This window comes from Coprococcus hominis (ex Arizal et al. 2022) (assembly GCF_040094675.1).
In the GTDB taxonomy this organism is placed as follows: Bacteria; Bacillota; Clostridia; order Lachnospirales; family Lachnospiraceae; genus Coprococcus_C; species Coprococcus_C hominis.
This window is the reverse complement of the sequence record NZ_JBBNHG010000040.1, coordinates 1-15,603: the sequence shown is the minus strand read 5'-3', so window position 1 is coordinate 15,603 and position 15,603 is coordinate 1. Positions and strand designations below refer to the sequence as shown.

16 protein-coding genes are annotated in these 15,603 nt (G+C 38.5%); all 16 read left to right on the top strand.

The features are described from left to right. The first annotated feature begins 9 nt into the window (after nt 1-9). The gene (locus AAAT93_RS12805) at nt 10-1,032 is read left to right on the top strand and encodes an AAA family ATPase (RefSeq protein WP_227573621.1); all 1,023 of its coding nucleotides are present in this window, start codon (nt 10-12) and stop codon (nt 1,030-1,032) included. 27 nt (nt 1,033-1,059) lie between these two features. Continuing rightward, the gene (locus tag AAAT93_RS12800) at nt 1,060-1,311 is read left to right on the top strand and encodes an EsaB/YukD family protein (RefSeq protein WP_227573620.1); all 252 of its coding nucleotides are present in this window, start codon (nt 1,060-1,062) and stop codon (nt 1,309-1,311) included. A 15-nt stretch (nt 1,312-1,326) separates the two neighbouring features. After that, nucleotides 1,327-5,826 carry a type VII secretion protein EssC gene (gene essC / locus AAAT93_RS12795; protein ID WP_227573619.1) on the top strand — a complete coding sequence of 1,500 codons (4,500 nt, stop codon included), beginning with the start codon at nt 1,327-1,329 and terminating at the stop codon, nt 5,824-5,826. Between the two features lie 9 nt (nt 5,827-5,835). Next, the gene (locus AAAT93_RS12790; protein ID WP_196020689.1) at nt 5,836-6,297 is read left to right on the top strand and encodes a YwqH-like family protein; all 462 of its coding nucleotides are present in this window, start codon (nt 5,836-5,838) and stop codon (nt 6,295-6,297) included. 11 nt (nt 6,298-6,308) lie between these two features. Then, nucleotides 6,309-6,584: a hypothetical protein gene (locus tag AAAT93_RS12785; protein WP_196020691.1), complete on the top strand. Its 276-nt coding sequence runs from the start codon at nt 6,309-6,311 to the stop codon at nt 6,582-6,584. Nucleotides 6,585-6,592: 8 nt separating this feature from the next. Next, a complete protein-coding gene (locus AAAT93_RS12780; RefSeq protein WP_227573618.1) occupies nt 6,593-8,317 on the top strand; it encodes an AHH domain-containing protein in 1,725 nt (574 codons plus the stop codon). Between the two features lie 15 nt (nt 8,318-8,332). Beyond that, nucleotides 8,333-8,896 (top strand): imm11 family protein, encoded by a 564-nt coding sequence (locus tag AAAT93_RS12775; RefSeq protein ID WP_118374723.1) that lies wholly within the window; start codon nt 8,333-8,335, stop codon nt 8,894-8,896. A gap of 357 nt (nt 8,897-9,253) precedes the next feature. Beyond that, complete coding sequence (locus AAAT93_RS12770; RefSeq protein ID WP_118374724.1) at nt 9,254-9,766, top strand: hypothetical protein; 513 nt, start codon at nt 9,254-9,256, stop codon at nt 9,764-9,766. Nucleotides 9,767-9,784: 18 nt separating this feature from the next. Next, entirely contained in the window at nt 9,785-10,168 is a 384-nt protein-coding gene (locus AAAT93_RS12765) for a hypothetical protein (protein ID WP_227573617.1), read from the top strand. Between the two features lie 12 nt (nt 10,169-10,180). Further along, on the top strand, nt 10,181-10,396 hold the full coding sequence (locus AAAT93_RS12760; protein ID WP_227573616.1) for a hypothetical protein: 216 nt from the start codon (nt 10,181-10,183) through the stop codon (nt 10,394-10,396). 110 nt (nt 10,397-10,506) lie between these two features. Next, on the top strand, nt 10,507-10,920 hold the full coding sequence (locus tag AAAT93_RS12755; RefSeq protein ID WP_118374727.1) for an Imm63 family immunity protein: 414 nt from the start codon (nt 10,507-10,509) through the stop codon (nt 10,918-10,920). 215 nt (nt 10,921-11,135) lie between these two features. Further along, the gene (locus tag AAAT93_RS12750; protein WP_118374728.1) at nt 11,136-11,639 is read left to right on the top strand and encodes a DUF2247 family protein; all 504 of its coding nucleotides are present in this window, start codon (nt 11,136-11,138) and stop codon (nt 11,637-11,639) included. 64 nt (nt 11,640-11,703) lie between these two features. Beyond that, nucleotides 11,704-12,222, top strand: coding sequence for a hypothetical protein (locus AAAT93_RS12745; protein ID WP_118671170.1), 519 nt, complete (start codon nt 11,704-11,706; stop codon nt 12,220-12,222). A 120-nt stretch (nt 12,223-12,342) separates the two neighbouring features. Then, nucleotides 12,343-12,801, top strand: a complete 459-nt coding sequence (locus AAAT93_RS12740; RefSeq protein WP_227573615.1) for an immunity protein YezG family protein — start codon at nt 12,343-12,345, stop codon at nt 12,799-12,801. A 279-nt stretch (nt 12,802-13,080) separates the two neighbouring features. Beyond that, on the top strand, nt 13,081-13,797 hold the full coding sequence (locus AAAT93_RS12735; RefSeq protein WP_118671168.1) for a LytR/AlgR family response regulator transcription factor: 717 nt from the start codon (nt 13,081-13,083) through the stop codon (nt 13,795-13,797). 68 nt (nt 13,798-13,865) lie between these two features. Next, complete coding sequence (locus AAAT93_RS12730) at nt 13,866-15,113, top strand: GHKL domain-containing protein (RefSeq protein WP_227573614.1); 1,248 nt, start codon at nt 13,866-13,868, stop codon at nt 15,111-15,113. The last annotated feature ends 490 nt before the right edge of the window (nt 15,114-15,603 follow it).

Here is a 15,603-nt window from a genome sequence, read left to right as displayed (position 1 = left end):
GGGGCAGATATGATAAAGAAAAGTATTGTATTCGCGGCATTCGACGAGGAATACGTGGCAACGATTGAGTTTAAGCTTGCAAAGCTTACAGAGGAACGGGCAAGCATTGAATTTATAACAGATGCAGGCTGTCTGGAAGCGTTTCTGGAGCGACCGAAGAAGATTGACGTTCTGATACTTCCTTATGGGATTATGTTACCGCATCCAGAGGCTTTTTCGAAGACAAGCATTTACTATTTGACAGAAGAAGAGATGGATGCAGAGAATCCTGCCTACATATATAAGTATTACAGTGTAAAACGTATGCTGGAGAAGATCGATTCTGGGCTGATCACAGAGGCGGAGTCGGAAAAGGGGACAAAGGTAGTTGGCGTGTTCTCAGCATCCGGGGGAACGGGAAAGACAATTACTGCATTGACGCTTGCGCATAAACTGATGAAAAAAGGGAAACGTGTAATCTATATCAGTACCGTTCCATATCAGGATTTTACATATTATATAGATGATGCAAGCGTGCTTGGAACCGCGTTTTGTTATCAGTGTTCCATCAATATAAAAAATGCATTAAAAATCATACAGGACGAAATCAAAAATGAAGGGTTTGATTTTTTGCCGTCATTCAAGAATCTTCCGGTTTCTTATCAGATGAAGTTTTCCGTATATTCCCAGATTGTAGATTATCTGCGAGACAAAAATATCTATGACTATATTGTAGTGGAGTTATCTTCCGAGCTGGAGGCAGACAAACTGGTTTTCCTGAAGAATTGTGATTGGAAAGTACTCTTGACAACGCAGGATAAGATCGCGGTAGGAAAGCTGGAAGCGTTGCTTTCCAATATGCTGGATTTTGACAGGAATATTTTGATTTTGTGTAACCGTTACAAATATAATCAACCGGATTTTCTCTCTGGCGCACAGCTTCTGCAGAAATATGAGTTCAGTGAATTTATCGAAGAGTATAATGCGCCGCTTGATCTGGAAATGACGAAAAATTCACAGTTGTTTGACAGAACTATATTGTGCATGGAATAGATGTTCCAAATAAGGGGAGTGTTGAATATGGAAAATACAGTGATTGTGGAATTTCATCATAAAAAAAGAAATACATGGCTGGATATGGAGATTCCGCTTGATATATCAGCCAACGAATTGATCTATGGGTTAAATAAAGGATTAAATCTTGGGATTGATATGTCGAATGTGGCGGAATGTTATATGTGTACGGAAGATCCAAGAACGCTGTTGCGTGGAGACCGGTTGCTGGAATCGTTCGGATTGCGCAATGGTACGATTATACATTTTGACAGATAAAAGCAGGGGGTACAAATGAAACATAAATTAGTGATATATGGAAATAACATGTATAAGGAAGTGGATTTTGATGATTCATTTGCCGGAAGTATTACGATAGGAACAGATAAAGCATGTCAGATTGCGTTTCGAAAAGATCGCTTTATGACAGGCTTTATTTTTCGAATTGATCGGCAGGCAGATGGGGAATATATTATCAGTTGTAATGATACCGTATATCTGACCAAAGATTTCAATCTGAAAGAATATGTGAGAAAGCTGGAGACAGGCGATCATTTATCTCTGTGCTATGATTATACCGGAACGGAGGTATTCAGCATTGATTTTCTCGCATGTTTCGATGCAGTCGGTGATGATTACGATCTTCAGATTGACTGCAAAAATATTTCTGAATTTTCTATTGGTGGACAAGTAGAGTGCACAATTCGAATCGATGATCCCTACACACATGAAGATTGTGTAAAACTGTATAAAGTAATCGATGGATACGATGCGGAATTTGTCTCGAACACAATTGGTATTGAGGTAAATGGATTTATGCCACGCGCCAATACCTGTCATGTGCGGGATGGAGAGTTTTTGTCGATCAAGGGATATTCGTTCTGTATCTGTGACGGAATGATATATACAACGAGAAAAGCAAAGCTTATAACGAAGAGAAAAGTGGAGATTGTTCAGTATCAGAAAAATCATTATGAATATCCGAAGTTTATAAAAAATGTCCGACAGCAGTTCTCGATGCCGGATCAGACGATTGAAGTGCTGGAGCCGAACAACAAGGACGAGTCGGAACAGCAGAACTTTTTGATGTCTGTTATGCCGATGCTGGTAAATATGTTGATGATGGTTGGACTCCGCGGAATGATGGGCGGTGGAGGCATGTATGTCATCTATTTTGCGGCAACAATGTCAGTGAGTACAACTGTTACAGTCTTGAATTTTGTAAAGGAACGAAATAAAAGACAGGAAAAAGAAGAACGAAGAAAAAAGATATATCTGGAATATCTGACGAATCGGGAGGATGAGATTATACATTTGCGGGAGCGGGAGAAAACGGTCGCAGAGTATATGAATCCATCGCTGAACAATTATATGACGTTTATTGAGAATTTTGACAATCGGCTTTTTGAAAGAAAACGCGAGGATGAAGACTTTCTCAAGGTCTGTCTCGGAAAGGGTGTTGTGCGGTCGTGCTGTCCGGTTGATTATAAAAAAGAAGAGTATGTGGACACGGAAGATACGCTGAAGGATTTTCCGAAAACCATGCATGATAAATATGAGTTTATTGATGCGATGCCGGTATGCCTCGACCTGAAGACCGCGAATGCGGTTGGTTTCATTGGAAGCCGGACAAAGTTGTATCAGATGGAGAAAAATCTGATCATAGGATTTGCAGCTTCGCATTTTTATAAGGATATCAAGCTGTTTTTGATTATGGATAAAGTAGATGTTCCCTTGTTCTCATGGGCGAGATGGCTGCCAATCACCTACAATGAGCAAAATAAATTGCGCAATTTTATGTATGATGGCGAAAGTGCAAAAAGCACGTTGGAATTTCTGTATTCTGAACTTTCCCGTCGAGAATCAATGGGTGGAGTGACGGAACAGATGCAGGAGTATGTTGTGCTGGTATTCCGGTCAGCTATGCTTCGCAATCATCCGGTGTCCGGTTACATAGAGAAAGCAAAAGATCTCGGCTTTCATTTTGTGTTTTTTGAGGAGTATGAGGAGTTCCTGAATCCTGCGTGTACAAGCAGGATCTTTCTGGAGGAAGACTTCTACAAAGGATATATTCAGGATACGGACAATGGGGATCAGATACAGACGTTTGAATATGAATATGTGTCACGTGAACGCGCGGAGATCGCGGCAAAGAAACTGGCATGTGTGTATGTCGATGAGGTGAATCTGGAAAATACACTGACAAAAAACATAACATTATTTCAGCTGTTACATATTATGAGTCCGTATGATCTGGATCTGGAAAGCCGCTGGTCAAACTCGAAAATATACAAGACAATGGCGGCTCCGATTGGAGTTAAGAGCGGGGATGAAATCGTATATTTGGATCTGCATGAGAAGTATCATGGACCGCATGGGTTGGTAGCAGGAACTACCGGATCGGGAAAATCTGAGATCCTGCAGACATATATTTTATCCATGGCGACCTTGTTTCATCCATATGAGGTTGGGTTTATCATCATCGATTTTAAGGGAGGAGGAATGGTAAATCAGTTTAAGGATCTGCCACATCTGAATGGTGCAATCACCAATATAGATGGTAATGAAATTGAGCGGTCGCTGTTATCAATCAAGGCAGAGCTTGTCAAGCGGCAGGAGCTTTTTGCAAAATTAGAGGTAAATCATATTGATGATTATATTAAGGCATATAAAGATGGAAAGGCAGAAATCCCTCTTCCACATCTGATTTTGATTGTAGATGAGTTTGCCGAGTTGAAGAGTGAACAGCCGGAATTTATGAAAGAACTGATATCAGCTGCACGAATCGGACGAAGTCTGGGTGTACATCTGATTCTTGCAACACAGAAGCCTTCGGGCGTAGTAAGTGATCAGATATGGAGTAATTCGAAATTCAAACTGTGTCTCAAAGTGCAGAACAAGAATGATAGTAATGAAGTATTGAAATCACCATTGGCGGCAGAAATCAAGGAACCGGGCAGGGCATATCTGCAGGTGGGAAATAATGAGATTTTTCAGTTGTTCCAGTCAGCATATAGCGGAGTTACTGCAAAAACAGATGGGATATCTGCACAGAAGAAGTTTGCGTTGACAAGTGTTGCATTGTCGGGAAAAAGATCTGTGATATATGAGCAAAAGCCAAACGAGGACGATGCAGGCGAGACGCAGTTGAAAGCAATCGTTAATTATGTGAATGAATTTTGTGAGAAAAAGGGAATATCCAGATTACCGAACATCTGCCTTCCTGCTTTACCGGAGAAATTGCCATTTACGTTGGATGGCTTTTCTTACACGGGAACCGATATTGTTGTTCCTGTGGGCGTGGTGGATGATCCGTCAAGACAGCGGCAGTATGTGGAAACGTGGAACATCTCGCAGAATAATTTCTATATATTGGGATCTGCGCAGTCTGGAAAGACGAATCTGTTACAGACAATGATCTGTGGGCTGGCAATGCGTTATTCTCCAAAGGATGTCCAGATGTATATTCTGGATTTTGCATCTATGATTCTTCGTAATTTTGAGACATTGAATCATGTTGGAGGAGTTATTACGTCTACAGATGAACAACGTCTCAAAGGATTCCTGAAGATGATGCAGGAAACTGTGCAGGTGCGAAAAAAGTATTTTTCCCAGCTTGGGTTAAGTTCGTATAGTGCATATCGGGAATCCGGACAGACGGAGCTGCCACAGATAGTGATCTTTCTGGATAACTGGGTTGCATTTCGGGGGTATTATCCGGACTATGAGGATCAGATTATAAGTATCAGCAGAGAGAGCGTGGCAGCAGGTATCTCTTTTGTCGTGACCGCCGGTCAGGCAGGAGGAGCCGGATTCAAGCTGTTATCAAACTTTTCGAAGAGAACTGCTTTGTATTGCAATGATTCCAGCGATTATGGCGTGGTCTTTGAGGCATGCCGCAAGAAGCTGCATGATATCGCGGGAAGAGGACTTATTGAGGCAGATAAAATGTATTATGAGATACAGTATTATCTGGCTTTTGCAGCAGAAAAAGAGTTTGAGAAGATTACGCTTATGAAGGCGTTTATTGATCAGATTCATGATCAGTACGGTGATATGTATGTACCGGGGATTCCGGAGATACCACAGAAGGTAACGGAAGCATATATGGCGAAGCAGTTTGGAACAAGCTATAAATCATATGAAATTCCGCTCGGCATGGAGTTTGAGACGATAGGCAGACGGACATTGGATCTGGGGCAGACACCGCTGCTGGCTTTTGTTGGAGCAAAAGACAGCAGCAAACACCAATATGTAGAGTATTTGCTTGACAGGGCTCTCAGGAATCAGGACAAGGCACCTGTGGATGTGTATCTCATGGATGATACAGCAGGTGAGTATAGGAGGTTTGAGTCAGATGTGAGTGGATATACGCAGACAACAGAGGGTGCAGCGGAGCTGTTGAATATAGCGTGGCAGAAGCTTCAGAAACAGGAAACACCAGCGAGTCTGCAGATAATCGTAGTCAATTCACCAGAGATAATGAAGCAGATCGGTACGGACAAAGCGATGGTAGATCTATACAGGCAGATAAGTATGGCATTTAAGTCAGCAAAAGGATGTTTCCTGTTGACGGATGTTGAAAATGCTATGATTTCCTTCTCGGCAGGCGAGCTCTTGAAGCAGGTGCGTGATACAAAATCATTTATTATATTTGAGAATATTAAGAACATTAAAGTGACAGATATATCGATGGGAGTTGCCCGTACATTCAAGAAAGAACTGGATGTAAATGATGCGTATGTGATACAAGGCGATAAGATCGAGAGAGTTCGGGTTGTGCAGAAAGGATAGAGGTGGAATATGGCACAAAAATCTAAAGAAAAGCAGCAGATTCAACAGGAAATATTGGATAATCGCAGAGCAATCCAGCGCTATGAGGTGCAGATGAGCGGTGTCAGAACTTTAATCGCAAGGTATGAGGATGAGTATGATGATCTGCGTTCTGCAATTGGAAATCTGAGTACCGTTATACAAAATATAGAAGGAATTCAAACCTATTATAATCATGTAATCTGCACATATACGGGAGAAATACATCAATGGTGGGGCAGTGAGTATAATTATGCGGATCTTGAGTTTGGACATATAGATACCGATGTCGAAAACTGTCAGACACAGGTAGAAGATATGCAGACTCAGATGCGGGAAAAAAGAACATGGTTAGAAGGAGAGATAGAAGCCTTGAATCAACAAATAAGAACATATCAAAACGAGATAGACACGCTCGTAAGTGCGAACAAAGATTTACGAAAAAAACTGTAGGAGGAGCTATCATGGGAAGTTTACATATTGATTTAGATACGTTGCAGTTGGGAATGAAGGAGGTTACAGATGCAATCGGAGATATACATAAAGTCAATACGGAGTATAAACAGGAAGGTGTTACCAGTCTTCCATCCTATCAAGCATTACAGGAACAATTAGAAATGTTGGATAAACTATCTGATAGTATGAAAAACATCATGATGTTGGTGACACAGAGCGTAACGAATGCATATACAGCACTTTTGGGCGTAGATGCGCAAGCGGCGGAGGATATGAATAAATAGGGGGAACTATGGGACTTACAGCAGATATTTATGATATATTTGGTTTTACAAACCATGTGATAAGTGAGGCTGCTGCGCTGCAGGCGAGTATAACGGATGTGACAACGGCAGTGAATCATTTTGCAGCATTGCTTGATAATCAGTCCGGGGCAACTGTCGTGTCTATGCGGAATTACATAACCGGATTTGCAAGCAGTATACAGGCAATCGCAGATGCCGTAAATATGGCGTTTACGCAGATACTGATGGTGTATCAGGGTGCGTATGCTCTGCTTGATTCGGATGCATATGCCGTTATCGATGAAGATACGATCAGTGAGGTATTGAATGCTTATCGAAACTCATATCTGTGGATGGATGATGAGCTTGATATTGTCAAAGAAATGTATTATCGGGTGTGTGGATTCACAGATGTGACCATGCCATCTTTCGAAAATGCATTTACCCGTATCGAAGAATTTGAAGCCAGAGAGAGGGAGTATCGACAGGCGCTTCTTGATACGGAGGAGAGCTTTGATGCAAATGAACTGGTGCTATTACAGAATCTTACAGAAAGCTCGCTGACATATTTGACCGGACTGATGCCGCAGGGGTATAATGCGGTTACAGCACCGCCGAACGTGAAAATAAACGGCGTGACGGATATTAGTGCGAGTCTGGCGGAAAGAGAACAGCAGATACAGGATGTATGGGCGCATGGCTTTGTGGCAGGTGCGAACAATACAGCCTGTTTGCAGATAACAAATAATCCGGAGCTGTATAACAGTATTCTTGGCATCTATGGATATATGATGCAAAATGAAGAGACAATCAATGGTCTTTCTGAGATTAGCAGGGATACATGCGAGACATATATCACGGATGCAAAGTGGGAGGAGGGATGGAAGAAGATAGCAACGGGTGCTTTTGCGTTAATGAGTGGCGCAGGCGCATTAGGGGTAGCAATTTGTGAAGCAGGAACACTGCTTACAGTGCTTGGATTTGCGAGCGGGGGATCTTCCCTTTTGTTTGGAACATCGGAACTGTTTGAGGGAACGCAGGATGTATCAATTTCTGTTCAGGGATTGAAGTACACAGATGCCATAAATCCGCTCAAAGACCTTATGGGAGAGGAGTCATATAATAAGGCTTTGGCAATCAGTACCACGACGGCGGATGTGGTGTGTCTGGCTGGAGCAGTTAAGAATACCGTAAAGGGAATTCGAGATGCAAAGGCAGCCAAAGGGATGCCGGAAGAGGTGCCAACAGAGGTGCCGAAGATAGAGGAACCGAATCTGGCGGAAATAGAAAAACAGGCAGATCTGGAAGGTGAATTTTATGAAGATATATTTGAGAGCCAACGAGCAGATATTCCGGAATATGAAGATTATCTAAGTGATTTTGCAGAAGCACAGAACGATTATGTGAAGCCGGCTGGAGGCAAGAGTGGTACAACAACTAAACCTAATCAAGTACATCATTTTGCATCGAATAAAAGTAAAAAATATACAAGTCAATTTGAGAGCATAACAAAGAAGTATGGATTAGATTTAGATGGTGATTGGAACAAACAGTCGATGCCACATCAAGGCAGACATCCTTATGCATACCACGATTATGTTCTTGATAATATGCAAAAATTTGATAGAATAGCAAATGGGGATAAAACAAAATTCTTGAAATTATATGACCAAATGAAACAGAAAATAATCAATAATCCAGAGATGTTGTATAAAGACTACTGGAAAAAATAATGAAGGAGATTGATGATGCGTTACTATAAATTGATATATGATTATGAACAAGACGATAATTATGCTAATTGCGATGTTGCTAGTATTGGCAATATGGATGAATACATAACCATTAGTGGAAAAGAGATAAAACAGTGGGGTAGGGTTGTGTTTGAGTATGATTCTACGGAAGGAAATGTATTAACGGATTATCTTGCTAATCCGCATAGATGGTTTGTAGTTTCAGAAAATTTTTGTAATAAGACACAGAAAATCTTAGAAAATCAAGTTCAATTTTTGCCAGTTAAGGTGATTGACAGATTTTCCGGAATTGAAGTGGATTCATATTTTGTGGCTAATATTGTGACTGTAATTGATGCATTAGATTTGGATAATTCAAAATACGACGTTTTTGAATTGGATGACGAAAAAATTATCTCCGTAGAAAAATATGCGTTAAAAAGTAGTGAAATTGTTAATAGGCATATATTTAGATTAAAGGATGATACGATACCTATTTTCATTTCTGAAACTTTAAAAAAAGTAATTGAAGATAATGATTTTACGGGATTTGAATTTTTAGAAGTAGATGTAATTTAGATAAAAATTTACTTCTAAAATTACTGAGAATATTTGTTTCTGGTAAAAAAATGCAAAGGAGCCAACTGAGAAAAATTACACCAGTTGGCTCTTGCATTATATAATATTTTCATCTATATCCACCCACTGGAATTGTATTTCGGTGTTATACTGGCGATTGCTTATCATTAGCTCTGTGTCGTTATTAAGGTGGACTTTCTGGAAGTAGTACCCCTTATTCATAAAGTGCTGTGCCAGTTCCATTTTCATGATATGTTCAGCATCTCCTCTAGTATAAAGGTTAGGTAGAATAAATAGAACGGATTTTATTGAAGTAGTACCAGGTTCGATTAAAAGAATTAAAAGAGGTGACAAATTATGGAAGTTGAATATGTAGATAATATGGTAAAGTGGTTATATGATGATAAAGAGATTATATACGAGACAAAGGGAGTTGAATTTGCAACAGATGTTGCAACAGCAATTTACATTGAATTAATGTTTGATGGAATTTATGAATATCGATTTGTAGGATTTTCAGGTAAGGATATTTGCAAATATGATGATAATAATTTGTTGACTATTTACGATGAGAATGCAGGAAAACATGAAATCCAGCTAGAAGATATAAATGATGTTTTTATATTAAAAGAGAAGATATATGTAATGAATAAAAGAAAGAGTATTATTGTATATAATACAGAGGGAGAGAACAAAGGATTAATAGTGCCTCCACAGGGTTATATATATTCTCGATTTTGTAATAATTCTAAACTTGAAGTTATATGTGAAGGTGATTCGTTGAGAGCTGATAGTTTTGGTAGAGTAGATTATAAGTTTGAATATAACTTGTTTTGCAATAATTGGGAAAGAAAAAACGTGGTATATTAGTTTTATTTATATTTTCACATGAAGATCAATTTAGAAAACTTAGAACAAATTTGTCCTTTGGGTGCAGTTAAAATAATGCCTAATGAGCCAACAGGAACTATTGGCGGCAAGGGTGGAACTTTTGTGGTGTCAGGCGACGAGTTAAATGAAATAATACAGTATGCAGACGGAGACGTGTCCAAAATAGAAACAATATTAGGGTTAGACCAAGGTTATTTAGGGGAAAATCCTGTCGTAGTAACAATCGAAGATACATCAAGTATAAGAATTCCATCCGGAAATGAGCTAGGAGCATGGCAGGAATATTGGGAGCCAGGTGGGTATACAAGTGGTGGAGTAAAAGAAGCAGTTGTTAATCCAGCGGCAGAAGGAACATATACATATGAACATTTATTTGAATAGAGGTGACTATAGTTGAAGCGGATTTTAGAAGATGAAGGTATTGAATTATTAAAAGATGCAGGAAGATATTTTCTACAGTATGATGCAGGAGCACATATGGTAAAGAAAAAAAGAATTAGTATTACAGCAGATGAAGCAGAATTATGTCAATTAGATGTTGATGAAATGTACAATATTATTTTACAATATCAAAATGATGGCATATATGGAGAAGATATAGTTGATTAATATTTATTACAAACTAAAACTTCCCACACCATATATTGGTGTGTTGAACCTTGAAAATTCAATATTTCAGTGGAGGGATATATTGTACCCAAGTAAGGAAGAGGTGTAAGATGTTATCGACAGAAGAATTAAAAAATTATGTATATAATGAAGTTCAAACGCGGTTAGGAGAAGTTTCTTGTGGAAATTTGTTCTTTGCTGAAGGAACAGATAATAGTGTAGAAGGAACATATATATTTAATAAGAACAATGAATATCATATTCTTTTTACTGAAAAAGGGAAAATAAGAAGTGATATTGTTACAGATAAAAAAAGAGAAGTCTTATGGAATGCAGTAAACATAATTTCCGCTAATATCATAATAAATTTTGCGATATGCAATAGAGAAAAGGGAAAGGATTTTCGCCGAGCTCTTTTTGCAAAAGAAAAAGAAATTTTTTCATTGTTTGGACAAGATTTTCAGAAAAGAAAAGATGAAGAAATAGAAGAAATTCTTAAAAAAAATCCGTATAACGATATTTGATTTGCGCTTGATAAGAGGTTCGTACATACCAGTTCTACAAGGAATGATGTAAAACTGATTTACGAGACAAATGAAAAAACGGGTAAACCTCAAATTATAAAAGAATTTCCTGCGACAGCTCAAGCGCACGGCTTTAATGATTTAGTTGATAATTATGCTGGATATGCAACATTGTATCGGTTAGAGGGTTCATTAAATGGAGTAGCAATAAAATCATGATAAAAATAGCAGACATTAAAGGACTTAAGTTAAATATAACCTGGAAATTGTTATATAGGGGATTATTAGAAAAGCAAATTTCTATAAATGAAATAGTAGAATATGCGAAAGAACAACTGGAAAAAGGAGAGGATAGAATTGAAATATGTGAGTTGGCAGGCTCTGGTGACTATGATTTAGAGGATGTTATGGATACTCTTTATGAGTTGGCAAATGAAGAAGAAAATCCAGATGATATAGAAGATAGAAAAATAAGGGCTGCTCGAGTTAATAAATTCCTAAAAGATAAAAATACAAATTGTATTGATGGCTTAATGGGACTAACGGAGCTATGGCTTGAATTAGGATACACTGCTGATTCTCCACATATTATTCAGGGTAAAGATAACAGCATATCTCCAATGGAATATTATACAGATGCGAATTATAACTATCTTTATGAAAAGAACAAACATTGGCTTAAGGATGAAGTATATTTTCTGATACATAATGAAAAATAGTATCCGAGTACAGCTACGACATTTTTGGGGGAGCAGAAGAATGATTAATTAGAGAGGCAAAAAAGTGAAGTTTGAAAAAGTATTTAATAACAAAAAATATATTCGAAAAATAGAAGGTATGGGTGAGGGGCTTGTTTTATTTGAAATATCAGTTGTTGATAAAAGAATAGGACAAAATTACCATTTGTTTTATGAGGATAAGCGCAAGCCTCCGTTGGACATAGCAATTAATCCAGAAGATGGAATGATAGAGTATATTAGCTATTTTGTTCAGGATGAAATAATAAATAATATTAGTGATACTCCCGTAATTATAGATGAAGGTATGGGAATTAGTATATATAATCAGGATTTCGATGAGAACAATATGAATGTTACCGTAGATGGGAAATTTAAATTTTGGAAGTCAGAAAATGCAATTTTGGTATTAAAAGATGATATTGAAGAGCGTGTTCTAAATGCATATAGGATTAATGATTTAAATAATTTATTGTTTCTAGGAGATGATTTCGTTGGGATAGAATTTAAAAATTTGAATCAAGAAGAAATGATAGAAATTAAGAATTCGAAATGTTTACTATAAAATATTGTTTTTAAATTATTAGATCAGAAATTCATTTCCAATGCAGATTAAAATAAAAGATTTATAAAGAAAAAATGGAGTGTCTTTTGACACTATCAGGAGTAGAAGCGAGGAAACGAAATGGGAAAAGTGTTTGAAGATTATTTTTCAGAATTGCAAACGGATATGGTGGAAATTTGCATGGAATATGTGGAAGATAGAGCAGAGAAGATTTATATTTACTGTTCTTTTGAAGGAGGGGTGCAATCCTGTAATTTCTTTTATAAGGTAAATGGCAAAGTTGTGAAAAAAAGCAGACTAAATGACGTTATTGTAGATGGGCAGGAAGAATATGATGTTTCAATACCCAGACAATGTGACGTTATGGAGATTCTTAATGAAGATATGGTGGCTCTTAGGAAGTTGTGTGAAGAACATCAAAGAGAAATGCCAACACAGATTAAATTAATATATGATGTTGCAGCTAATTCATTAAATGCAGATTATAGCTATGATATAATATATAGCAATGATAAAGATAAGATGGCAGATGACATTTTGGAGGAATGGTTTGAGTCTGAAAAAAGTAAAGAAGAATAATATTTTGTAGGAATTAATAAAGATTTGAAAAGCTTTAAGCTCCAGACTATAAAAATCTGGGGCTTAATATATTTTGGGATGAAGGCATGACTGATGATATAGTAGAAAAAAGCATAGCGTTAAGAAATTCATTCATGCAATTAGAAAAAACGTAGAGTTACTTAGTGTCGAAACGGTAAGAACATTTGAAGAATGGAAAAGATTATTAAGCACATAGCAGAAATAAGGAAAGTGATATATAATAGTTAGAGAAAATTATAGATAAAAGGGTAGGGCACGATGCAGGTCATAGTCTGTGATGATGATATTGAGAATTTAAACGAGATGATACAGGTCTGTTATGATGTGCTGGCAAAAGGAACGGAGGTTCGCGGCTTTTCAGATGCCAGCATGTTAGCGGAAGCATTGCAGGCAGGCATGGTGCAACCGGCACTTTTGCTCTTGGATATTGAGATGCCGGCACTTACGGGTTTGGAATTGCGAGAGCAAATGGCTTCGAAGCTGCGCATGACAGATATTATCTATGTAACGTCGCATGAAGAAATGATGGAGGCTGCATTTGGGCGAAATGTGATCGCGTTTGTCAGAAAAGTGGGAAATTGGGACAGGCTGTCAGAGGTCTTGCATAATTTTCAGCAGGAGCATCAATGCATGGTTGACGTGACGTGGAAGAAAAAGGTTTGGCAGATAGATGTATCCCAGATATTATACATACAGTCTGCGGATAATTACAGTCGGGTGGTCTTTTATTTGCAGGGAGAGCTTGTGCAGGCATTGCAGTCTTATACGATGAAGGAGTGGGAGCGGATTTTACCGGAACAGGGATTTTGCAGGATATCAAGATTTGTGATCGTGAACTATGCGTATGTCGAGGACATCCAGAAGACATCTCTAATTATGGAAGATAGTATGCGTTTTAACATACCAAACGGAAAGGTGAGGAGGCTGCGACAGGAATATATCGCATATGCGCGGGAGCATGAAAGAGTTTTATAGGGATGTTTTTGTTGTGTTTTTTAATTAATTGCATAAAGCTGATTAAGGAAACCGCGGTTTCTGCGTGTGTGTTTGGCTATCATAGAAAGAAACAGGCACGGAATTTGTGCCTGAGAGATGCAGTTCTTACAGGAGGATTGCTGATTATAGGAACATTTATAGAAACGGAGTTTCTGCATGAGAATGCGATTGTGCTGATTCCGATTATAAATGGAGTTGCATTTTATATCTGGAAGCGGCAATCTATACGAGAATCCATAAAGGCATATGTGTTGTCTTATATGATCGTAGAGGTCGTGGATTCAATTCTATATGTATGCATTGCACTTTTAGCAAATGTAAGTGTCAATGACCTCGGGTTTTCCGATCCGATCATGGATGGAATCTGTTCATTGCCGGGACTTTTTTTGTGGGCGTTGATCTATAAGCTGCAAAAGAAAAAGTCGGATGTGTGGACGCTTGTAAACCGCAATTTTTGGGTGTTGTTCGCGGGAGGCATACTTGCGGCAGTTCAGGTTTCATTTCTGACCTATATTGTAGGGGATGGGGAGATCAGAAACGTGGCAGGCGAGACCTATGTTGTACTTATGATGTTATTTGGCTCAGCTGTTATTGTATGTGCGTATTTGATCTACATAGGAAAGCTGAAAAAAAGGAGCGACCGACAGGCAGAGCAAATACGAATATTTGAGCGGGAACAGAAGCTGACCAGAGATTATTATGTACAGTTGTATGAGAAAAATGAGAAAACGCGGGCGCGACAGCATGAATTTCGGCACATGATGCAGACGGTGCAGGACCTGCTCAAAAAGGGAGAAATCACACGAGCGACTGCGATGGTCGATAGTTGGAATCATATGGAAGCAGAGCCATCGACATGCATATATTCCCAGAATCGGATTGTGGATGCTGTGATTTCGGGCGTGCTTGGAGCTGTGATCTTGAAGGAGCGGATTCAATTTACTTATCAGGGACGACTGCCGCAGGAGCTTGGTGTTGAGGATTTAGATCTGTGTTTCCTTTTGTCGAACATACTGGAAAATGCAAAGGAAGCCGTTGAGAAAATCCCTCTGGATATGGGAGAACGGAAGATTCATCTTACGATTGGAACCTATAAGAATCTGGTCTTTCTTGATTGCATAAATACGATTTTGCCCGAGGAGGAATTGTCTGCGGAGACAGATAAGGATTCGGAGTGGCATGGATTTGGAATTCATAATATTCGTAAAATTGTACAGAAATATGATGGAGAGTTTGAACTTTCCATGGAGAAAAATACAGCGTCTGCACATGCCGCTCTGCATAAAAATCTCTAAATCATACATGATGTATGTATGGTTTTGGGATTTTTTTTGTACAAAATCTTCGCTTGGCGGAAAAAACTTTCTTTTGGCGGAAGTATTGTCGAAAAATCCCCCCCAATTATTTAAACTGTAAACAAAAACAACTTGCTTATTTTAAGGAGCGGAGCAAGGAGCAGGCGTAGGTTAGCTGGAAGATACGGAAATAGTCACGACTTTTCTTTGCAAAAACGGCATCTTATCATGCAAAAACCGACCACAGGGTTGATAAACGGAGTGGCAGAGCAGATAATCAAGTATAGTTGAGAAATCAAGTTATTCAAAAGCTATAAAGAGGGTACAACATATGAAAAAATAAGGGAACTAGAGGAGAGTGGACGTCAATGATAGTTGTAATTTTAGATGTTATTGCAGGAATTTTTTGGGCCTTTGTATGTGGGGAAGAAGTGAGAAAAAAGAACTATGATCCAACAGCATGGTATGTGCTTGGTTTTATATTTGGTGG

Coding starts and splice junctions, on each gene's coding strand:
- AAAT93_RS12805 (WP_227573621.1), top strand. CDS start 10: ATGATAAAGAAAAGTATTGTATTCGCGGCATTCGACGAGGAATACGTG.
- AAAT93_RS12800 (WP_227573620.1), top strand. CDS start 1,060: ATGGAAAATACAGTGATTGTGGAATTTCATCATAAAAAAAGAAATACA.
- essC (WP_227573619.1), top strand. CDS start 1,327: ATGAAACATAAATTAGTGATATATGGAAATAACATGTATAAGGAAGTG.
- AAAT93_RS12790 (WP_196020689.1), top strand. CDS start 5,836: ATGGCACAAAAATCTAAAGAAAAGCAGCAGATTCAACAGGAAATATTG.
- AAAT93_RS12785 (WP_196020691.1), top strand. CDS start 6,309: ATGGGAAGTTTACATATTGATTTAGATACGTTGCAGTTGGGAATGAAG.
- AAAT93_RS12780 (WP_227573618.1), top strand. CDS start 6,593: ATGGGACTTACAGCAGATATTTATGATATATTTGGTTTTACAAACCAT.
- AAAT93_RS12775 (WP_118374723.1), top strand. CDS start 8,333: ATGCGTTACTATAAATTGATATATGATTATGAACAAGACGATAATTAT.
- AAAT93_RS12770 (WP_118374724.1), top strand. CDS start 9,254: ATGGAAGTTGAATATGTAGATAATATGGTAAAGTGGTTATATGATGAT.
- AAAT93_RS12765 (WP_227573617.1), top strand. CDS start 9,785: ATGAAGATCAATTTAGAAAACTTAGAACAAATTTGTCCTTTGGGTGCA.
- AAAT93_RS12755 (WP_118374727.1), top strand. CDS start 10,507: ATGTTATCGACAGAAGAATTAAAAAATTATGTATATAATGAAGTTCAA.
- AAAT93_RS12750 (WP_118374728.1), top strand. CDS start 11,136: ATGATAAAAATAGCAGACATTAAAGGACTTAAGTTAAATATAACCTGG.
- AAAT93_RS12740 (WP_227573615.1), top strand. CDS start 12,343: ATGGGAAAAGTGTTTGAAGATTATTTTTCAGAATTGCAAACGGATATG.
- AAAT93_RS12735 (WP_118671168.1), top strand. CDS start 13,081: ATGCAGGTCATAGTCTGTGATGATGATATTGAGAATTTAAACGAGATG.